The 18,066-nt window shown below is 73.5% G+C and carries 18 protein-coding genes and 1 pseudogene; 12 read left to right on the forward strand and 7 right to left on the reverse strand.

Features of this window, described 5'->3' with window-relative positions:
* Positions 1 to 243 precede the first annotated feature (243 nt).
* From groL to V6D49_RS16015, 3 genes are all read left to right on the forward strand, one after another.
* Positions 244 to 1,872 (forward strand): chaperonin GroEL, encoded by a 1,629-nt coding sequence (groL, locus tag V6D49_RS16005; protein ID WP_191210226.1) that lies wholly within the window; start codon positions 244 to 246, stop codon positions 1,870 to 1,872.
* 259 nt (positions 1,873 to 2,131) lie between these two features.
* Positions 2,132 to 3,625 (forward strand): alanine/glycine:cation symporter family protein, encoded by a 1,494-nt coding sequence (locus V6D49_RS16010; RefSeq protein ID WP_340560455.1) that lies wholly within the window; start codon positions 2,132 to 2,134, stop codon positions 3,623 to 3,625.
* A gap of 174 nt (positions 3,626 to 3,799) precedes the next feature.
* Positions 3,800 to 5,305, forward strand: a complete 1,506-nt coding sequence (locus V6D49_RS16015) for a hypothetical protein (protein WP_340560457.1) — start codon at positions 3,800 to 3,802, stop codon at positions 5,303 to 5,305.
* 69 nt (positions 5,306 to 5,374) lie between these two features.
* On the opposite strand, the gene V6D49_RS16020 is transcribed toward V6D49_RS16015, so the two are convergent.
* Positions 5,375 to 5,767: an STAS domain-containing protein gene (locus V6D49_RS16020; protein ID WP_340560459.1), complete on the reverse strand. Its 393-nt coding sequence runs from the start codon at positions 5,765 to 5,767 to the stop codon at positions 5,375 to 5,377.
* A 371-nt stretch (positions 5,768 to 6,138) separates the two neighbouring features.
* Here V6D49_RS16020 and V6D49_RS16025 point away from each other — a divergent pair, with 371 nt between their 5' ends.
* From V6D49_RS16025 to V6D49_RS16035, 3 genes are read left to right on the forward strand one after another with little or no spacing between them, the layout of a single operon-like run.
* Complete coding sequence (locus tag V6D49_RS16025) at positions 6,139 to 7,356, forward strand: PP2C family protein-serine/threonine phosphatase (protein WP_445330645.1); 1,218 nt, start codon at positions 6,139 to 6,141, stop codon at positions 7,354 to 7,356.
* Complete coding sequence (locus V6D49_RS16030) at positions 7,338 to 9,077, forward strand: sensor histidine kinase (RefSeq protein WP_445330534.1); 1,740 nt, start codon at positions 7,338 to 7,340, stop codon at positions 9,075 to 9,077. Before V6D49_RS16025 ends, V6D49_RS16030 begins: the two co-directional genes overlap by 19 nt.
* Positions 9,074 to 9,520 carry a response regulator gene (locus V6D49_RS16035; protein WP_340560464.1) on the forward strand — a complete coding sequence of 149 codons (447 nt, stop codon included), beginning with the start codon at positions 9,074 to 9,076 and terminating at the stop codon, positions 9,518 to 9,520. The genes V6D49_RS16030 and V6D49_RS16035 overlap by 4 nt, the downstream gene beginning before the upstream one ends.
* A gap of 175 nt (positions 9,521 to 9,695) precedes the next feature.
* Here V6D49_RS16035 and V6D49_RS16040 read toward each other — a convergent pair.
* Positions 9,696 to 10,169: pseudogene (locus V6D49_RS16040) on the reverse strand (MarR family winged helix-turn-helix transcriptional regulator); the annotation flags it as partial.
* A 182-nt stretch (positions 10,170 to 10,351) separates the two neighbouring features.
* Here V6D49_RS16040 and V6D49_RS16045 point away from each other — a divergent pair.
* Positions 10,352 to 10,888, forward strand: a complete 537-nt coding sequence (locus V6D49_RS16045; protein ID WP_340560465.1) for an NUDIX hydrolase — start codon at positions 10,352 to 10,354, stop codon at positions 10,886 to 10,888.
* A gap of 36 nt (positions 10,889 to 10,924) precedes the next feature.
* Positions 10,925 to 11,740 (forward strand): MerR family transcriptional regulator, encoded by an 816-nt coding sequence (locus tag V6D49_RS16050; protein ID WP_340560467.1) that lies wholly within the window; start codon positions 10,925 to 10,927, stop codon positions 11,738 to 11,740.
* Between the two features lie 34 nt (positions 11,741 to 11,774).
* Here the strand turns inward: V6D49_RS16050 and murQ are convergent, their stop codons facing one another.
* Both murQ and V6D49_RS16060 read right to left on the reverse strand, forming a co-directional pair.
* Positions 11,775 to 12,701, reverse strand: a complete 927-nt coding sequence (gene murQ, locus V6D49_RS16055) for an N-acetylmuramic acid 6-phosphate etherase (protein WP_340560469.1) — start codon at positions 12,699 to 12,701, stop codon at positions 11,775 to 11,777.
* A gap of 63 nt (positions 12,702 to 12,764) precedes the next feature.
* Complete coding sequence (locus V6D49_RS16060) at positions 12,765 to 13,766, reverse strand: MurR/RpiR family transcriptional regulator (protein WP_340560471.1); 1,002 nt, start codon at positions 13,764 to 13,766, stop codon at positions 12,765 to 12,767.
* 80 nt (positions 13,767 to 13,846) lie between these two features.
* Between V6D49_RS16060 and V6D49_RS16065 the strand changes: the two genes are divergently transcribed.
* Positions 13,847 to 14,209, forward strand: coding sequence for a hypothetical protein (locus V6D49_RS16065; protein ID WP_340560473.1), 363 nt, complete (start codon positions 13,847 to 13,849; stop codon positions 14,207 to 14,209).
* Positions 14,206 to 14,496 (forward strand): DUF4031 domain-containing protein, encoded by a 291-nt coding sequence (locus tag V6D49_RS16070; RefSeq protein ID WP_340560474.1) that lies wholly within the window; start codon positions 14,206 to 14,208, stop codon positions 14,494 to 14,496. The genes V6D49_RS16065 and V6D49_RS16070 overlap by 4 nt, the downstream gene beginning before the upstream one ends.
* Here the strand turns inward: V6D49_RS16070 and V6D49_RS16075 are convergent.
* The 3 genes from V6D49_RS16075 to V6D49_RS16085 all read right to left on the reverse strand — a co-directional run bounded on the left by V6D49_RS16075 (position 14,402) and on the right by V6D49_RS16085 (position 16,837).
* The gene (locus V6D49_RS16075; RefSeq protein WP_340560476.1) at positions 14,402 to 15,016 is read right to left on the reverse strand and encodes a flavin reductase family protein; all 615 of its coding nucleotides are present in this window, start codon (positions 15,014 to 15,016) and stop codon (positions 14,402 to 14,404) included. The two genes, V6D49_RS16070 and V6D49_RS16075, sit on opposite strands and share 95 nt — an antisense overlap.
* An 85-nt stretch (positions 15,017 to 15,101) precedes the next feature.
* Positions 15,102 to 16,040: a dihydrodipicolinate synthase family protein gene (locus tag V6D49_RS16080; protein ID WP_340560477.1), complete on the reverse strand. Its 939-nt coding sequence runs from the start codon at positions 16,038 to 16,040 to the stop codon at positions 15,102 to 15,104.
* Positions 16,037 to 16,837, reverse strand: a complete 801-nt coding sequence (locus V6D49_RS16085; protein WP_340560479.1) for an aldolase — start codon at positions 16,835 to 16,837, stop codon at positions 16,037 to 16,039. The genes V6D49_RS16080 and V6D49_RS16085 overlap by 4 nt, the downstream gene beginning before the upstream one ends.
* A 216-nt stretch (positions 16,838 to 17,053) precedes the next feature.
* On the opposite strand from V6D49_RS16085, the gene V6D49_RS16090 reads away from it, so the two are divergent.
* Together V6D49_RS16090 and V6D49_RS16095 are read left to right on the forward strand one after the other, a co-directional pair.
* On the forward strand, positions 17,054 to 17,623 hold the full coding sequence (locus V6D49_RS16090; RefSeq protein ID WP_340560481.1) for a helix-turn-helix domain-containing protein: 570 nt from the start codon (positions 17,054 to 17,056) through the stop codon (positions 17,621 to 17,623).
* Positions 17,624 to 17,700: 77 nt separating this feature from the next.
* Positions 17,701 to 18,057: a VOC family protein gene (locus tag V6D49_RS16095; RefSeq protein WP_340560483.1), complete on the forward strand. Its 357-nt coding sequence runs from the start codon at positions 17,701 to 17,703 to the stop codon at positions 18,055 to 18,057.
* Positions 18,058 to 18,066 lie beyond the last annotated feature (9 nt).

Raw genomic sequence — 18,066 nt, forward strand, 5'->3', positions numbered from 1 at the left:
CCGCTCCGGCGTGGCGGAGGACGCGGCGCCGGGGCGCTCCCGATGCGGGGGCGCTTGCACTCGGAGGGGTCGAGTGCTAATCATTGGGCTTAGCACTCTGCACGTGAGAGTGACAAAAAGAAGGACCGGTTCGGTGAGGTCCGCGAGGCCCGGCGGAAGGAACGCCAGGCCCCGCAGGCCGTCCGTCGCGGGCGCCAGCGCGGTCCGGAGCAATCCACCCCAGTCCTGGGAGGACCACTTCACATGGCCAAGATCATCGCGTTCGACGAGGAGGCGCGGCGCGGCCTCGAACGCGGCATGAACCAGCTCGCCGACGCCGTCAAGGTCACGCTTGGCCCCAAGGGTCGCAACGTCGTGCTGGAGAAGAAGTGGGGCGCCCCCACGATCACCAACGACGGTGTCTCCATCGCCAAGGAGATCGAGCTCGAGGACGCCTACGAGAAGATCGGCGCCGAGCTCGTCAAGGAGGTCGCCAAGAAGACGGACGACGTCGCCGGTGACGGCACGACGACCGCGACCGTCCTCGCCCAGGCACTGGTCCGCGAGGGTCTGCGGAACGTGGCCGCCGGTGCCAACCCGATGGCGCTCAAGCGCGGCATCGAGCGCGCCACCGAGGCCGTCTCCGCCGCCCTGCTGGAGCAGGCCAAGGACGTGGAGACGAAGGAGCAGATCGCCTCCACCGCCTCCATCTCCGCCGCCGACGTCCAGATCGGCGAGCTGATCGCCGAGGCCATGGACAAGGTCGGCAAGGAAGGCGTCATCACCGTCGAGGAGTCCCAGACCTTCGGTCTGGAGCTGGAGCTCACCGAGGGTATGCGCTTCGACAAGGGCTACATCTCGGCGTACTTCGCGACCGACATGGAGCGTATGGAGACCGTCTACGACGACCCGTACATCCTCATCGCGAACTCCAAGATCGGCAACGTCAAGGAGCTGCTCCCGCTCCTGGAGAAGGTCATGCAGTCGGGCAAGCCGCTGCTGATCATCGCCGAGGACGTCGAGGGTGAGGCCCTGTCCACCCTGATCGTCAACAAGATCCGCGGCACCTTCAAGTCCGTCGCCGTCAAGGCCCCGGGCTTCGGCGACCGCCGCAAGGCCATGCTCGGCGACATCGCCATCCTCACCGGTGGCCAGGTCGTCTCCGAGGAGGTCGGCCTCAAGCTGGAGAACGCCGGTCTGGAGCTGCTCGGCCGCGCCCGCAAGGTCGTCGTCACCAAGGACGAGACGACCATCGTCGACGGTGCCGGTGAGAGCGACCAGGTCCAGGGCCGGGTCAACCAGATCCGCGCCGAGATCGAGAACTCCGACTCGGACTACGACCGCGAGAAGCTCCAGGAGCGCCTCGCGAAGCTGGCCGGCGGCGTGGCCGTCATCAAGGCCGGCGCCGCCACCGAGGTGGAGCTCAAGGAGCGCAAGCACCGCATCGAGGACGCGGTGCGCAACGCCAAGGCCGCCGTCGAGGAGGGCATCGTCGCCGGTGGTGGCGTGGCCCTGCTCCAGGCGTCCAGCGTCTTCGAGAAGCTGGAGCTGGACGGCGACGAGGCCACCGGTGCCGCCGCCGTCAAGCTGGCCCTGGAGGCCCCGCTCAAGCAGATCGCGGTCAACGCCGGTCTCGAGGGCGGCGTCATCGTGGAGAAGGTGCGCAACCTGACCCCGGGTCACGGTCTGAACGCCGCCACCGGCGAGTACGTCGACATGATCGCCGAAGGCATCATCGACCCCGCCAAGGTGACGCGCTCGGCGCTGCAGAACGCCGCGTCGATCGCCGCGCTGTTCCTCACCACCGAGGCCGTCATCGCCGACAAGCCGGAGAAGGCGGCCGCCGGCGCGGCCGACCCGACCGGTGGCATGGGCGGTGGCATGGACTTCTGATCCCCGCGGATCAGCGTCCTCCCCTTTCCGGGGCGCTGGGGCGGCACCCTCACCGGGTGCCGCCCCAGCGGCTTTTCCGAGGAACCTCCCGAATCGCCGCTTTTCTGTGAGAATGCGCACGTCAGGCGCGTCTGTTCAGCCGTGTCCGGCCCTGGATAACCTCCCGTGAGCCGACCGGCCCGCGTACGCGATCCGTACCGTCCCGCCGTCGGACCCCGGACAGTCCACCCGACTCACGAGGACGGGACGCACCACGCCCATGAGCACGCTTGACGCCCTGATCGTCGACGTCAACGACGTCTTCTGGACCTATCTGCTGATCCCGCTCGTCGCGGTCGCCGGTCTCTACTTCACCCTCCGCTCGCGCGGGGCCCAGATCCGGCTGCTGCCGGACATGCTGCGGGTCCTCAAGGACCGTCCCGCCGGGGGCGTCAGCCCCTTCGGCGCGTTCACCATCTCCGCCGCCGCCCGGATCGGCACCGGCAACATCGCGGGTGTGGCCACGGCGATCACGCTCGGCGGCCCCGGCGCCGTCTTCTGGATGTGGGTGATGGCCCTCGTCGGCGGTGCGTCGGCGTTCGTCGAGTCCGTCCTCGCCCAGCTCTACAAGGTGCGCGGCAAGCAGCCCGGCACCTACCGGGGCGGCCCGGCCTACTACATGCAGCGCGCCCTCGGGAAACGCTGGCTCGGCGTGCTGTTCGCCGTCCTCATCACCCTGACCTTCGGTTTCGTGCTGACCGCCGTGCAGTCCAACACGATCGCCGTCGCGGTGGAGGGCTCCATGGGCGGCGTGGACTCCGGCTGGTTCCCGCTCCTCCTCGGCATCGCCCTCGCGGGCCTCCTCGCGCTCGCCGTCTTCTTCGGCGTCAAGCGCCTGGCGAAGGTGACGACCACGCTCATCCCCCTGATGGCGGGCCTGTACCTGCTCCTGGGCACCGTGATCGTCGTCCTCAACGCGAGCCGGATCCCCGCCATGCTGGGAGACATCGTCGGCGGCGCGTTCGGGCTGCGGGAGGTCGCCGGAGGCGCCATCGGCACCGCGATCCTCCAGGGCGTGCGGCGGGGCATGTTCTCCAACGAGGCGGGCATGGGCTCCGCCCCGAACGCCGCGGCCTCGGCCGAGACGAGCCACCCCGTCAAGCAGGGCCTCGTCCAGACGTTCGGCGTCTACTTCGACACGCTCGTCGTCTGCACCATGACCGCCTTCGTCGTGCTGAGCGCGAACCCCTCGCTGGGCGAGCGCGGCGGCGCGGACGTCACGCAGTCCGCCTTCTCCGCCACCCTCGGCGACTGGGGCGCGCACGCCCTGACCCTCATCGTCTTCATGCTGGCCTTCAGCTCGATGATCGGGAACTACTACTACGGCGAGTCCAACATCGAGTTCATGACCGGCAACCGCTCCGTCATGACGGGGTACCGCGTCGTCGTCCTCGGCTGCACCGTGCTGGGCGCCATGGGGTCGGTGAGCGTCGTGTGGAACCTGGCGGACATCACCATGGGCGCGATGGTGCTGGTGAACCTGCTGACGATCCTGCCGCTGTCCGTCGTGGCCTTCCGGCTGCTGAGCGACTACCAGGCCCAGCGCCGCGCGGGCCTCGACCCCGTCTTCACCCGCGACCGCGTGCCCGGGCTGCGGGGCGTCGCCTGCTGGGAGCCGTCCGGGAGCACCCCGACGGACACACCGACGGACACCGCGCGGGACGCCGCGCGCGTCACCGCGCGCGTCACCGCGCGCGTCACCGCGCGGAGCTGACGCCGCAGCGACGGCGGCCGGACGACCCGTCCGGCCGCCGTCGTCTCCTTCGGGGGGAGCGCTTACGCCGGACGGCGGCCGGTGTGTGGCCGAGCGCACGGGTTCGCCCGAGTGTTGCGGGTACACGGGTGCGGCACCGGAAAGCGCACCCGCCCGACGTGTGAGGGCTCCGCAATGCAGTCATCGCCCCTGGCCCTGGCCGGCCGTCAGGAGGCCCGGTTCCGCGCCGCCCTGCGCCTGCACGACGCGACGCCCGAGCGGCCCGGCCTGTGGATCGGGCTCGTCGCTCTCGCGTTCACGGCCGTGCAGCTCGTCTTCGTGGTGCCCGGGCTCGGGCTCGGCTGGGACGAGACGGTCTACCTCAGCCAGGTCGGGCCGGACGCCACGACGGCCTACTTCAGCGCGCCCCGCGCCCGGGGCGTCAGCTTCCTCGTGGCGCCCGTCGCCGCCCTGACCTCCTCCGTCCTGGCCGTACGGCTGTACCTCGCCGTGCTGTCCGGACTCGCGCTCTTCCTGGCGCTGTGGGTGTGGCGCGGGTTGCTCCCCGCGCCCGTGCTCGCGCTCGCGGGGGCCCTGTTCTCCTCGCTGTGGATCACGCTCTTCTACGGCCCGCAGATCATGCCCAACCTCTGGGTGGCCTTCGCGGCGCTGGCGACGGTCGGCTGCTTCCTCCGCGCCGCCCGCGACGGCCGGCACCGCGACCCGTGGGCGTTCGCCGGCCTCGGCTTCGGCATCGCCTGCGTCGCCCTGCTGCGGCCGGGGGACGCGGCGTGGCTGGGGCTACCGCTGGTGGCCGCCGCGCTCTACGTGCGGGCCTGGCGGCGTCCGCTGCTGCTGGCCGTCCTCGCGCTCGGCGCCCTGCTCGGGGCCGCGCCGTGGCTGGTGGAGGCCCAACTGCACTACGGCGGCGTCCTGACCCGGCTGGAGCGGGCCGGGGAGATCCAGGGCGGCCTCGGCTGGAGCCTCGCCTTCGACGACCAGGCCAAGGCGCTCGCGGGCCGGTCGCTGTGCCGCCCGTGCACGATCGGGTGGGAGCACCCGGTGACGGCGGTGTGGTGGCTGCTGCTGCCGCTGCCGGTGATCGCGGGCGTCATCGCCGCCGTCCGGGTGCGGCGGCTGGCGCCCGTGCTCCTGGCCACGCTCGCCGGGCTCTCCCTCTCCGTGCCGTACCTGCTGCTCATCGACTACGCCGCCCCGCGCTTCCTGCTGCCCGCCTACGCCCTGCTCGCGCTGCCGGTGGCGCTGTGCCTGCACCGGCTCTTCCGCGCCCGCACGCCGTGGCGTCCGGCGATCGTCCTCGTCGTCGTCCTCGGTCTGGTCGGGCACGTGGCGGTGCAGGCGGCCGTGCTGCGGGACGCCGTGCGGCGCAGCGGGGCGGCGGCGCAGGCGGTGGCCGACGTCGCCGAGGAGCTGAACCGGCTGGGGGTGCGCCCGCCGTGCGTGGTCTCCGGGCACGACGCGGTGCGGGTGGCCTACCGGGCGGGGTGCGACTCGCGCCAGGTCGGTGGACACGACGGCAGCATCACGGCGCAGGGCCTGGTGGAGGAGGCGGACCGGCGGCCGGTGGCCGTCCTCGTCGCCGGGGACGACCGTCCGCCCGCGTACGCCCGCGACTGGCCGGAGCACGCGCTCCCCGACTGGTCGAGCTCACGGAACTACCGGGCCTACCTGGCGCCCTGAGCCCGGCCTGAGCGGTGACGCCCTGAGCCCTGAGGCCCGCCGGACGCCCGCACGGGCGGCTGGTGGACGTCAGTCCGTCGGCGGCCAGACCGGGCGGTGCTCCGCCGGGACGGCGGCCAGGGCGGCGCCCGGCGTGGGGTAGCACCGGAAGACGTGCTGGGTGCCGGTCAGGGCCAGCATCTGGAGCACCCGGCTCCCGACGGCCGCGAGGAGCAGTTCGCCGTTGAGGCGCTGGCAGAGCCAGTTGAGGGAGAGCAGGCAGTTCAGCCCTCGGGAGTCGCAGAAGGCCAGGGCCGTCAGGTCGAGGACGAGGTGGTGGTGGCCCGCGTCGACGAGCGTCCCGGCGTGCTCCTGGAGCTGCTGCTCCGTGGAGACGTCGAGCTTTCCGGCGACCCGCAGCATGGCACAGCCCTGGGTCCGGACGACGTCCGTCAGGGTGATGCTGTCGGTGTCACTGAACATTCCGCTCCTCGCCTCCTTCGGCCAAATTTCCAGTGTAAACCCTTGTTAAAGGGCAAGCTTCACCCTTGCCGGACCCTGGGCGTCCCGCACGCCCACGTGACCGCCCCACGGGTACAGCATCCCTTGTTCCCCGCCCCGGCTCACCTCGGAACCTGCCTCCCGACGCCAACACGCCCGCGCGGCCGAAGGGGAGGTTTCTCACACCCCGGGGCCCGGTGTTCGGGTGACTGGTGCAATAGTTCGCACGCGACAAGTACGCTCTGGTCCGTCGCTCCGCACCGACAGGCGGGCGGATGCGGAGCCGGAGGTGGGAAGTGGCGAGCACACTGGGTGCTCCGGGCCCGGAGGGGCTCATGGCGAACGTCGCCGGGATGCAGGCGTCGGCCGGCTCCCGTATCGTCCCCGCGCAGGTCATCACCGTCCCCGACGTGCTCCTCGTGGAGGACGACGACGGCGACGCGCTCCTCGTCGAGGAACTGCTGCTGGACAGCGGCGTCACCGTCAACCTCGACCGCGCGCGCTCCCTGGCCGAGGCCGAGGACACCCTGCGGGACACCGCCGTCCGGCCGCACTGCGTCCTGCTGGACCTGCATCTGCCCGACGGACGCGGCGTGGACGTCGTCGAGCAGATGCTGAAGCTGGCGCCCGGCTCCGCCGTGGTCGTCCTCACCGGTCTGGCCGAGGAGGAGGCCGGCCTCGCCGCCGTGGCCGCCGGAGCCCAGGACTACCTCGTCAAGGGCTTCATCGAGCCCGCAGCGCTGGGCCGCGCCATCCGGTACGCCGTCCAGCGCCGGCAGATCGAGCAGGCCGCCGCCGCCCTCCAGGCCGGACAGCTGCGCGCCCAGGAGAACGCCCGCCTCGAACGCGGCCTGCTGCCCTCGCCGCTGCTGCGCGGCCCCGGCGTCGACGTCGTCGCCCGCTACGAGCCCAGCCGCGCCCAGGCGCTGCTCGGCGGCGACTTCTACGACGTCGTCGGCCTGGCGGACGGCACCGTGCACGCCGTGATCGGCGACGTCTCCGGGCACGGGCCCGACGAGGCGGCCCTCGGCGTCTGCCTCCGCGTGGCCTGGCGCTCCTTCACCCTCGCCGGGCTGAAGGGCCCGGAGGTGCTGCGCCTGATGCAGGAGCTGCTGGAGGCCGAGCGCACCGGCCCGGAGATCTTCGCCACCGTCACCGCCGTCGAACTTCGGCCCGTCCTGGGCACCGCCCGCATCCTCCGGGCCGGACACCCGCCGCTGATGCTGCGGGGCGCGCCGGGCGAGGACGTCCACTTCGTGGAGACGGCCGGCGGACCCGCGCTCGGCCTGCTCCCCGTGGACTTCGCCACCTGGACGGAGGAGACCGTGGACCTGCCGCCCAGCGGCGCCCTCGTCCTGTTCACCGACGGGCTCTTCGAGGGCCGCGTCGACGACCGGGGCGGGCGGCTGGGCGAGAGCGGCCTGCTGGACCTCGCGCGCACCCACGCCGCCCGGGGCGGGCCGGACTTCGTGGGCGCCCTGATCACGGAGAGCCGGGCCCTCTCCGAGAGCCACGGCGGCCACACCGACGACATCGCCGTCGTCCACCTGGAATGGGAGCAGAACCCTTGAGCACCACCCCCACGTCCCGGCCGCGGCTGCGCGTCCAGACCTGGCTGCACCTCGTGCTCGGTGTCGTCCTCCTGCTCGTCATCGGCGCCACGGTCGGGGGCGGCGTCGTGCTGTCCCGTTCCGCCGCCGAGACCGACGACCTCGTGGACCGGGTGCAGCCCGCCCGGGTGGAGGCGTACCGGCTGCAGAAGGCGCTGCTGGATCAGGAGACCGGCGTGCGCGGCTACGTCGTCAGCGGCAACGAGGAGTTCCTGGAGCCCTACACCAGCGGGCTGCGCGCCGAGCAGGCCGCACTGCGGCAGCTGCGCCCGACCGTCGGGGCCGACGAGACGCTCGCGGCAGACCTGGCCGAGATCGAACGGCTCGCGGCGGAGTGGCGCCGGGAACACGCCGAGCCCCTGATCCGCCGCGTCACGGCGGGGGCCGACCCGCAGTCCGCCGCCGTCACCGCCGAGCTGCGCTCCAGCAAGGAGTCCTTCGACCGGATGCGCGCCACGTGGCGGGACCAGAACCGGCACCTGGAGGAGGCCCGCGACGCGGCGCGCGAGGAGCTGGAGCAGACCCGCAGGACCCACCTGTGGCTGTTCGTCGGCGTGCTCGCCGCCTTCGTCATCACCGGTGTCGCCCTCGCCGTGCTGCTGCACTACGCGGTGGCCCGTCCGCTGCGCGCCCTGCGCCGCTCGGTGCAGCGCGTCGGCGACGGCGACTTCGCCCACCACATCCCCGCCGGCGGGCCCGCCGACCTGCACGAGGTCGCGGAGTCGGTGGAGGCCATGCGCGGCCGGATCGTCGCCGAGCTGGACGCCGCCCGGAGCCGGGAGGAGCTCCTCGCCCGGCGCACCGCCGAGCTCGACCACCAGACGGAGGAGCTGCGCCGCTCCAACTCCGAGCTGGAGCAGTTCGCCTACGTCGCCTCGCACGACCTCCAGGAACCGCTGCGCAAGGTCGCCTCCTTCTGCCAGCTCCTGGAGAAGCGCTACGGCGAACAGCTCGACGAGCGCGGCCGGCAGTACGTCGACTTCGCCGTCGACGGGGCCAAGCGCATGCAGGTCCTCATCAACGACCTGCTGACCTTCTCCCGGGTCGGGCGCCTGCACGACGCCCGCGACGCGGTGCCGCTCGACGGCGCGCTGGACAAGGCGCTGGCCAACCTCTCGACCGCCGTCGAGGAGACGGGGGCACGCGTCGAACGCCCGGCGGAGCTGCCGCGCGTCACCGGCGACCCGACGCTGCTGACGATGCTCTGGCAGAACCTCGTGGGCAACGCCGTCAAGTTCCGCCACGCCGACCGCTCCCCGGTGGTCCGCATCACCGCACGGCCCCCGGACCCGGACGTCTCCGAGGGGGCGGCCGTCCCCGCCGAAAGCGCCGCAGAAAGCGCCGGTGAGGGCGGTGAGGGCGCTGTCGGCGGTGACGGGTCGGGGCTGTGGACGTACTGTGTCACCGACAACGGCATCGGCGTCCCCGGCGAGTTCACCGAGAAGGTCTTCGTCATCTTCCAGCGCCTGCACGGCCGCGACGCCTACGCCGGCACCGGCATCGGCCTCGCCCTGTGCCGGAAGATCGTCGAGCACCACGGCGGCCGCATCTGGATCGACACCGCGCACACGGAGGGGACCCGCGTGTGCTTCACCCTCCCCGCGGGCTCCGGCCCGTCCCTCCCCGCACCGACGTCCCCGGACACCACCGCCGCCCCCGACGCAGCAGGAGCCACCCGATGACCTTCTCCGCCGAGCCCGCCCCCGTCGACATCCTGCTCGTCGAGGACGACCCGGGCGACGAGCTGATGACCCGGGAGGCGTTCGAGGACAACAAGATCGGCAACACCCTGCACGTCGTCCGCGACGGGCAGGAGGCGCTGGACTTCCTCTACCAGCGCGGTGCCCACGAGGGCGCGCCCCGCCCGGACCTCATCCTGCTCGACCTCAACCTGCCCAAGTACGACGGGCGGCAGGTGCTGGAGCAGATCAAGTCGGACGAGAGCCTCACCCACATCCCCGTCGTCGTGCTGACCACCTCCTCGGCCGAGGAGGACATCCTGCGCAGCTACCGGCTGCACGCCAACGCCTACGTCACCAAGCCCGTCGACCTGGAGCAGTTCATCGCCGCCATCCGGAAGATCGACGACTTCTTCGTCACGGTTGTGCGCCTGCCACGGCCGTGACCTCGCCGCCGTCCGGGCCGTCCGGACCGACCGGGCCGGTCGCGGCCGCGGCCGGGGCCACCGGCACGTCCGGCGCCACGGCGATGTCGGGGGCCACCGGGACGTCCGTGGTCCTCGGGCCGTCCTGGCTCACCGGGATCGTCACCTCGACCGGCCGGGCCGGGCTCCGCACGGCGCGCGTCGAACCCGTGCCCGTGGACCGGATCGCGTCGCGCAGACCCCGCAGCCCCTCCGCGAGCGCCGTCCGTGCCGGTTCGGGCATCGCGTCGATCGCCGCCAGCAGCACCTCCTCGCGGCGCCGTCGCAGGTCCGTCAGGTAGGCCCGACCGGTGTCCGTCAGCCGCAGCTCCAGCTCCCGTCGGCTGACCGGGCTCGGCGCCCGCTCCACCAGCCCCAGCGCGGACAGCCGGTCGCACAACCGGCTCACCGAGGACGGGGCCGAACCGAGCAGCGTGCCGAGGGTGCGGAGGTTGATGCCCTCCTCGCGGTCCAGGCTGTAGAGCACGCGCAGCTGGGAGGCGGACACCGGCGAGGACGACACGGCGTCCCTGCCCCGCTCCCACAGCACCTCAAGCAGCTCCGTGACCTCGGCCGCCGACCGCGCGGCGGCGTCGGCACGGCGCGGCGACGGTGCGGCGTTCTCGCCCATGGCAGCACTCCGAATCAGCGTTCTCAGCCCGAAGCTGTTTCTCCGCGCCAAACCTTAGCTCCGTCGTGCCCCTGCCCCGTCCAGCGGAGCGCACACCTTCCCACGTCAGCCGACCTGCGCCAAGATCGCCTGAACGGTGAACGGCCCCGTGTCGGCGGCCGTTCGGGTATAGGAGTGGTCCCATGACCACGATGCGCGACGCGTCCTCCACCGGACGCCCCTTCCCCCTCTCCCAGGCGGACTACCTGGCCACGCTCCCCAAGGCGACGGTCTACGCCTGTGTCTTCCTCACCGACGGGCGCGGCCGCGTCGTCCAGCTCCGCTCCGTCTTCGGGGCCCGCTCCTGGCAGCTGCCCGGCGGCAACATGGACCCCGGCGAGGACCCGTTCGACACCGCCGTCCGCGAGACCCACGAGGAGACCGGGCTGCGCCTCACCGGCCCCCTCCCGCTCCTCCTCATGCACTACGCCCGCTCCGACTCCCGGGACGCGCCGCTCGCCAAGGTCGGCTTCTGCTTCGACGGCGGCACCCTCACCGAGCGGCAGATCGCCGGCATCCGGCTCGACCCGGACGAGCACCACCACCACGCGGTCGAGGAGTGGGCCACCTGGGAACGCCTCATGCCGCGCGACGCCTACCGCCGCGTCGCCGCCATGGCCGAGGCCCGCCGCACCGGCCGCACCGGCCTTCTCGTCACCGAGCCGCATCTCGGTGCTTGACCCTGCCACCGTGTCAGACCGTGGAGTGAGGGCGTCATGTTCGGTATCGGAGACTTCGCCACGTACGGCAGCGTGTCGGTGCGCATGCTGCGCCACTACGACGCGGTGGGGCTGCTGCGCCCCGCCCACGTCGACCCGCACAGCGGCTACCGCTTCTACGAGGCGGCGCAGCTCGCCCGCCTCAACCGGGTCATCGCGCTCAAGGACCTCGGCTTCACCCTGGAGCAGGTCCGCGCGGTCCTCGACGAGGAGGTGGACGCGCGGGAGCTGCGCGGCATGCTCAGGCTGCGCCGTGCGGAACTCGCGGCGGCCATGGCGGCCGACGCCGCCCGGCTGACGCAGGTCGAGGCGAGGCTCCGGTCGATCGAGAACGAGGGAAGCATGCCGTCCGACGACATCGTGATCAAAACCGTCCCCGCCGTCCGCGTGGCGGAACTCACCGCCACCGCCGACACCTTCGAGCCGGAGGCCATCGGCCCCGTCGTCCGGACGCTCTTCGACGAGCTGTGCCGGCGCCTGGACGCCGCCGGGGTCCGCCCGTGCGGCCCGGCCGTCGCCTTCTACGAGGAGCACGACGGCCCGGTGACCGTCCACGCCGCTCTGCCGGTCCCGGCGGCACCCGATCCGTCCTCCGGCGTCACCGTGGTGGACCTGCCCGCCCTGGAACGGGCGGCGACGCTCGTGCACCGCGGCCCCATGGCGGAGGTGATGACCAGCGTGCAGGCCCTGGCCCGCTGGGTCGAGGCGAGCGGCCACCGCCCCCTGGGCCCGCCGCGCGAGGTGACCCTGGCGTGCCCCGAGGACGCCGGGGGCTGGGTGACGGAGCTCCAGCAGCCCGTGACCCCCGTCTGACGCGCGCGCCCCGACCGACGCACCGCCCCCGGCGTCACCCGCGTGTGGGGTCGAGGGCGGGGCGCAGGTGGCCGCCCGTCTCGGCGAGGAGACGGGTGGCCGTCGCGGCGTCGGTGCCGGTCAGCAGCATCAGGAGCGCGGGTTTGACCTCGCCGGAGGTGGCGGCGAGGGCGGCCTCGATGGCCGCGTCGTCGGCGCCCGTCGCCAGGGCCAGGATGCGGCGCGAGCGGGCGTGGAGCTTCGCGTTGGAGGCGCGGACGTCGACCATCAGGTTCCCGTAGGTCTTGCCGAGCCGGATCATGGTGATCGTGGAGATCATGTTGAGGACGAGCTTCTGCGCGGTGCCGGCCTTCAGCCGGGTGGAGCCGGTCAGGAGCTCGGGACCGGTGACGATCTCGATGCCGTGGTCGGCCGCGCGCGCCAACGCGGAGTCCGCGTTGCAGGCGAGCCCGATCGTCAGGGCGCCCACCGCGCGGGCGTGCCGGACGGCGCCGACGGCGTAGGGCGTGCGTCCGGAGGCGGAGACGCCGACGACGGTGTCGGCGGCGGAGAGCTTCAGCGCGTCGAGGTCGGCGGCGGCCAGCTCCGGACGGTCCTCCGCGCCCTCGACAGGGGTCGCGAACGCGTCGGCGCCGCCCGCGACGAGGCCGACGACGGCACCGGGCGCGGTGTTGAACGTCGGCGGGCACTCGCTCGCGTCCAGGACCCCGAGCCGCCCGGCCGTCCCGGCGCCCGCGTAGACCAGGCGCCCGCCGTCGGCCATCCGCAGGGAGGCGGCGTCGATGGCGTCGGCGATCTGCGGCAGCCGGGCGGCCACCGCGGCGGGGACGCTCGCGTCCTCGCCGTTCATGAGACCGGCGATCTCCAGGGTGGGCAGCCGGTCGATCTCGGCGAGGTCGGGGCGGAACGCCTCGGTGGTGAGCGCGTCGAGCTGCGCGCGCAGCTCCCGTTCTGCGGTCATGCGAGGAGGGCTCTCTTCCGTCGGCAACGGCTCATCCTGCGTCGGGCCTCCGGTGCCCGGGCGTCAGCGCTGGGCGGGGGAGTGGCGGTGGGCGAGCGCCTCGTAGGAGGCGGCGAGGGCGGGGGCGGCGGCGTCGTAGGTGCGCTGGGCGACGCCCACGAACAGGCAGTCCACCACGAGCAGCTGGCTCGTCCGGCTCGACATGGCGGCGGGACGCAGTTCGGTCTCGCGTGCGGTGGACGTCGTCAGGACGTGGTCGGCGTACTGGGTGACCTCGCCGTCCGGGCGGCCGGTCAGCGCCACCGTCGTCGCGCCGTGGTCGAAGGCCACGCGCAGGGGCTCGATGACGTCGATCGTGCGGCCGGAGTGGGTGACGGCGACGGCCACGTCCCCGGGGCGCAGCTGGACGGCGCCGGTGACGGCGAGGTGCGGATCGGCGTGCGCGTGGGCGATGAGGCCGATGCGCAGGAGCTTCTGCGCCAGGTCCTGGCCGACGAGGGCGGAGGCGCCGCTGCCGTACACGTCGATCCGGCGGGCGGCGGCCAGCGCGGCGACGGCCGCCTCCACCTGCGCCGGGTCGAGCGTGGCGGCGGTGTCGCCGAGGGTCTGCTGCTCGTCGCGGGCGAGTTTGGCGATGACGTCCGCGATGGGATCGTCGACGGCGATGTCGGCCGTGACGGCGGGCGCCGCCCCGGAGGCCTGCTGCGCGGCGAGCCCGGCGAGGGCGAGCCGCAGGTCGCGGTAGCCGGGGTAGCCGAGGACGCGGGAGGTGCGCACCACGGTGGCCTCGCTGGTGCCGGTCCGCTCGGCGAGGGCGGTGACGGTCAGGGCGGCGCACCCGGCCGGGTCACCGGCCACCGTCTCGGCCACGCGCTGCATCGAGCGGGTCATCGTCGGGGCCAGCGTGCGGACCTTGGCGGCCAGCGCCGCCGGGTCCGGCCGCTGGGCGCCGGGCGTACCCGAGCGTCGTGCCGGAGCCTGCTGCCCGCGTGGGGGCTGCTGCCCGCGTGGCGGCTGCGGGCCCTGCGGGGGCGGCCCGGTCCGGCCGGTGAAAGTTTCCTTCATGACACTCCTCATGCGACGAAAGCTATTTTCGGCCACGGGGTCCGTCAAGACGTCCCGCGCGATGCGTTCCAATGGGAGGCATGGACGCCAACGACACCGAGGCCGCCCTCCACACGGCGCGCGCGCTGATCCTCGCCGACCTGGCGGCCCTCGACGTGGCCGGGGCCGACACCGTCACCCTGGTCGAGGACGCCGTCGTGCACCGCCGCTGGTGGGTGGGGCAGTGGCCGCAGGGCGCCGTCTACCTGCCGGGCCTCGTCGCGCAGGACGTCCAGGACGCCCTGCTGGAGCGGTACGGACGCTGGCCGCTGTGCCCGTTGTGCGGGGACGCCGACCCGCACGCGCTGGACGTCGAACCGGAGCTCGGCGAGGACCCGCACTGGGTCTGCGGGAAGACGGCACGGGCCGTCGCGCCCGTCGGGTCCCTGGGGGCGCGCGGGTGACGCTGTACATCGACCCGCCGACCTGGCCGGGGCACGGCCGGATGTGGTCGCACCTGATCAGCGACGTCTCGTTCGCCGAGCTGCACGCCTTCGCCGCCGACCTGGGCGCGCCGCGGCGTGCCTTCGACGGCGACCACTACGACATCCCCTCCACCCGCTACGCCGACGCCGTCCGGGCGGGGGCGGCGGAGGTCAGCAGCCGCGACCTGGTCCGGTTGCTGACGGCCGCCGGGCTGCGCCGTCCCAAGGGCCGCCCGGTCCCCTCGTCACCGCCGGACCCGCGGTGACGTCGGCCGGGGAGTGGGTGGTCGTGTAGGCACCGGCGTGGCGCACCAGCGGGGGCGTCACCGTGCGGACGGCACCGGCCTCGACCTCGCCGACGACGAGCAGGTGGTCGCCCACCGGGTGGCGGGCCCGGACGCGGGCGGCGAGCCAGACGGGCGCCGTGCCGAGGACGGGCAGACCGCCGTCCCGGTACGCGTACGGCGTCCCGGCGAAGCGGTCGGCGCTGCTGCGGGCGAAGCGCTCGGCCAGCGCCGCGTCGTCGACGCCGAGCAGGTGGACGGCGAAGCGGTCGGCCCGCGCCACGGCGAGCGCCGCCGAGGAGGCGGTGGCCACGCAGAAGGAGACGAGGGCCGGGCGCAGGGACAGGGACGTGAACGAGGTGGCCGTGAAGCCGGCCGGGCCGGGCACGGTGACGACGGTGACGCCGGCCGCGTGCCGCCGCAGCGTCCGGCGCAGCAGCGGCTCGGGTGCGGCGTCGGGGGCGCCCGGTGGGCCGGGGACCGGTGGGGTGTGCGGGTGCATGGGCGTGCTCCTTGGTGCCGCCGCACCGGCGGCGGGGTGGGGCGGGACCGCCGGGCGGCGGGGCGCGCCGCCCGGCGGGGCCGGCTCAGCCGGCGGTGACCGGCGCGCCGTCGGGCGCGCCGTCCGGCAGCGGGTGGGAGCCGAGCCGGTCCAGCAGCTCGGCCAGCTCCCGCCGTTCCGCCGCCGGCAGCGGCAGCAGGGGCGGCCGGGGCGGGCCGACGGGGCGGCCGAGCTGGGTGAGCCCCGCCTTGATGGTGCGGGGCAGGCCGTGGCCGACGATGAACCGCAGGAACGGCAGCAGGGCCGCGAGCAGGGCGTCCGCCCGCTCGGCCGATCCGTCGCGGGCGGCGTCGTACAGCTCCAGGCACCACCGGGGGACCAGGCAGGGTGCGGCGGTGCACCACCCGGCGGCGCCGGCCCGGAACGCGTCGAGCGCGACGGGGTTGTTGCCGTTGTAGACCGACAGCGTCCCCTCCGACCGGTCCAGGATCTCGGAGAACCGGGGCACGTCGCCCGAACTCTCCTTGACCATCGTCAGGTTCGGGATCTTCCGGGCCAGGGCGGCGATGGTCTCGGGCGGCAGGTCGACGCCGCTGGTGGCCGGGTTGTTGTACAGCATCACGGGCAGGTCGGTCGCCCCGGCGACGGTGGCGAAGTGCCGTTCCAGCTCGGGCCCGGTCAGCTTCCAGTACGTCTGGGCCAGCACCATGATCGCGGTGGCGCCGTGGCGTGCGGCGTGGCGGGCCCGGCGCACCGTCGTCGCGGTGCTCCAGTGCGAGACGCCGACGAGGGTCGGCACGCGGCCGTCCACCGTCTGGAGCACGGTGGCGCACACGGCGTCCCACTCGTCCTCCCGGAGGTAGGCGCTCTCCCCGGTGCTGCCGAGCGGGGCGACGGCGTGGCTGCCGGCCGTCACGAGGTCGTCGGTCAGCCGGTGCAGGGCGGCCGGGTCGAGCTCGCCGTCCTCCGGCGAGAAGGGGGTGACGGGGTAGGCGATGATCCCCGAGAGGGGCGGCGTGGTCATCGGGCGGTGGTCCCTTCGGTGAGGCAGTCGGGGTGGTTCCGCAGGGCGCGGCGTGCGTAGTAGGCGAAGTTGGCCTGGTGGCGCCGGTCGGTGGACGTCCAGTCGTGTGCCTCGCGGGCCAGCTCCGGCGGCAGCGGCTGGACGGTGCCCGCCGCCATGGCCAGGAGCTGGAGCTTCGCGGCCCGCTCGATGAGCAGCGCCAGGTGGCACGCCTCCTCGACGGTGCCTCCGGCGACGAGCTGGCCGTGGTGGGCGAGCAGGACGGCCCGCTTGTCGCCCAGCGCCGAGGCGATGATCTCGCCCTCCTCGTTACCCACCGGGATGCCCGGCCAGTCCTTCAGGAAGGCGCAGTCCTCGTAGAGGGGCGTCGTGTCCATCTGGGAGACGACGAGCGGGATCTCCAGCATCGCCAGGGCGGCGGTGTGCAGGGAGTGGGTGTGGACGATGCAGTTGACGTCCTCGCGCTCCCGGTAGATCCAGGAGTGGAAGCGGTTGGCGGGGTTGGGCATGCCCTCGCCCTCCAGGACGTCCAGGTCCTCGTTGACCAGGAGCAGGTTGTCCTCGGTGATCTCGTCGAACCCGAGGCCGAGCCGCTGGGTCCAGTAGGTGCCCGGCTCCTCGCCCCGGCCGGTGATCTGGCCGGCGAGGCCCGCGTCGTGGCCGCCGTCGAACAGGATGCGGCAGGTCAGGGCGAGTTTCTGCCGGGTGGTGAGTTGCGAGTCGCCGAAGTGGTCCTTCATCTGCCGCTGGGCGCGGCGCACGAGGGCGTCCTTCGTCTCGCGCAGGGTGGTGGTCATGGCCGAATCTCTCCTCGGTTCTCTCCTCGATGGCGTGCGGGCACGTCCGGTGGACGCGACGCCGGGGACCGGCGCCGCAGGAAACTGTGTTCACTATAGGACACCTTGTGTCATGAAGGAAGCGGTGACACGCCGGGAGGTCGGCCGAGGGTGCGGCACGTAGGATGCGCAGGCCCCGCCGACGGCTCCGGCGGGGTGGGCGAAGGGGAAGAAGCAGTGATCAATCGGGTACGGCAGCTGCGCAAGGAGCGGCTGATGACCCTGGAGGCCCTGGCCGCGCGGGCGGGCGTGACCAAGAGCTACCTGTCCAAGGTCGAACGGGGGCAGAGCACGCCGTCGATCGCCGTCAGCGCCGCACTGGCCCGCGCCCTCGGCGTCCCCCTCGACACCCTGTTCGCCGACGCCGACGAGCTCACCGACGTCACCGTCACCCGGGCGGGAGAGCGCCGGCCGCTCACGCCCGGCGACGAGCCCGGTTCGCGCTACGAGGGCATCGCGCTGCGGGCCGGCGCCAAGCGCATGACGCCGTTCATGCTCTACCCGCCGCACGACGTCCGGGCGACGCCCTTCCGGGACCACCCCGGGGAGGAGTTCCTCTTCGTCCACGCGGGCCGGGCCGAGCTCCTCCTCGGCCGCCGCTCCGTGGAGCTCGACCCGGGCGACTCCGTCTACTTCCGCGCCACCGCGCCGCACAAGGTCCGCTCGCTGAGCGAGGAGCGGGCGAGCGTCCTTCTCCTCGTCTGCGACGACGGCCCGGACCCGGCGCCGCACCCGCACCTGCCCTGACGCCCCACCCGGCGCGAACCGGCTTTCTCCACAGGGAAGTTGAACGGGAGGGCGCCGGACGCCCTACGCTCGCACCCATGGAGATTCTGGGTACCACACTGCGGGTCTGCGTGGACGACCTCGACGCCGCCGTCCCGGTGTACGAGCGGCTGACGGGCACCGAGGGGATGCGGTTCAGCAACGGGCCGGTGGAGGCCGCCGCCGTCGGCCCGTTCATGCTGATGAGCGGGCCGCCCGCGCACGTCGACGTGCTCCGCCGCATCACCGCGACCCTCGCCGTGCGGGACGTCGAGCAGGCCGTCACCGAACTGGCCGCCGTCGGAGCTGACATCGTCGTCGGCCCGCAGGCCACGCCGATCGGACGGGCCGTCGTGGCCCGCCATCCGGACGGCTCGGTGTTCGAGTACGTCGACCGCTCCGCCGGGGCGGCCTGAGCGCCCGCC

This window comes from Streptomyces sp. GSL17-111, from assembly GCF_037911585.1.
GTDB lineage: Bacteria > Actinomycetota > Actinomycetes > Streptomycetales > Streptomycetaceae > Streptomyces.

Excerpts from the sequence above, each read along its gene's own strand:
- groL (WP_191210226.1), top strand. The coding sequence starts at position 244 with ATGGCCAAGATCATCGCGTTCGACGAGGAGGCGCGGCGCGGCCTCGAA.
- V6D49_RS16010 (WP_340560455.1), top strand. The coding sequence starts at position 2,132 with ATGAGCACGCTTGACGCCCTGATCGTCGACGTCAACGACGTCTTCTGG.
- V6D49_RS16015 (WP_340560457.1), top strand. The coding sequence starts at position 3,800 with ATGCAGTCATCGCCCCTGGCCCTGGCCGGCCGTCAGGAGGCCCGGTTC.
- V6D49_RS16020 (WP_340560459.1), bottom strand. The coding sequence starts at position 5,767 with ATGTTCAGTGACACCGACAGCATCACCCTGACGGACGTCGTCCGGACC.
- V6D49_RS16025 (WP_445330645.1), top strand. The coding sequence starts at position 6,139 with ATGCAGGCGTCGGCCGGCTCCCGTATCGTCCCCGCGCAGGTCATCACC.
- V6D49_RS16030 (WP_445330534.1), top strand. The coding sequence starts at position 7,338 with ATGGGAGCAGAACCCTTGAGCACCACCCCCACGTCCCGGCCGCGGCTG.
- V6D49_RS16035 (WP_340560464.1), top strand. The coding sequence starts at position 9,074 with ATGACCTTCTCCGCCGAGCCCGCCCCCGTCGACATCCTGCTCGTCGAG.
- V6D49_RS16045 (WP_340560465.1), top strand. The coding sequence starts at position 10,352 with ATGACCACGATGCGCGACGCGTCCTCCACCGGACGCCCCTTCCCCCTC.
- V6D49_RS16050 (WP_340560467.1), top strand. The coding sequence starts at position 10,925 with ATGTTCGGTATCGGAGACTTCGCCACGTACGGCAGCGTGTCGGTGCGC.
- murQ (WP_340560469.1), bottom strand. The coding sequence starts at position 12,701 with ATGACCGCAGAACGGGAGCTGCGCGCGCAGCTCGACGCGCTCACCACC.
- V6D49_RS16060 (WP_340560471.1), bottom strand. The coding sequence starts at position 13,766 with ATGAAGGAAACTTTCACCGGCCGGACCGGGCCGCCCCCGCAGGGCCCG.
- V6D49_RS16065 (WP_340560473.1), top strand. The coding sequence starts at position 13,847 with ATGGACGCCAACGACACCGAGGCCGCCCTCCACACGGCGCGCGCGCTG.
- V6D49_RS16075 (WP_340560476.1), bottom strand. The coding sequence starts at position 15,016 with ATGCACCCGCACACCCCACCGGTCCCCGGCCCACCGGGCGCCCCCGAC.
- V6D49_RS16080 (WP_340560477.1), bottom strand. The coding sequence starts at position 16,040 with ATGACCACGCCGCCCCTCTCGGGGATCATCGCCTACCCCGTCACCCCC.
- V6D49_RS16085 (WP_340560479.1), bottom strand. The coding sequence starts at position 16,837 with ATGACCACCACCCTGCGCGAGACGAAGGACGCCCTCGTGCGCCGCGCC.
- V6D49_RS16095 (WP_340560483.1), top strand. The coding sequence starts at position 17,701 with ATGGAGATTCTGGGTACCACACTGCGGGTCTGCGTGGACGACCTCGAC.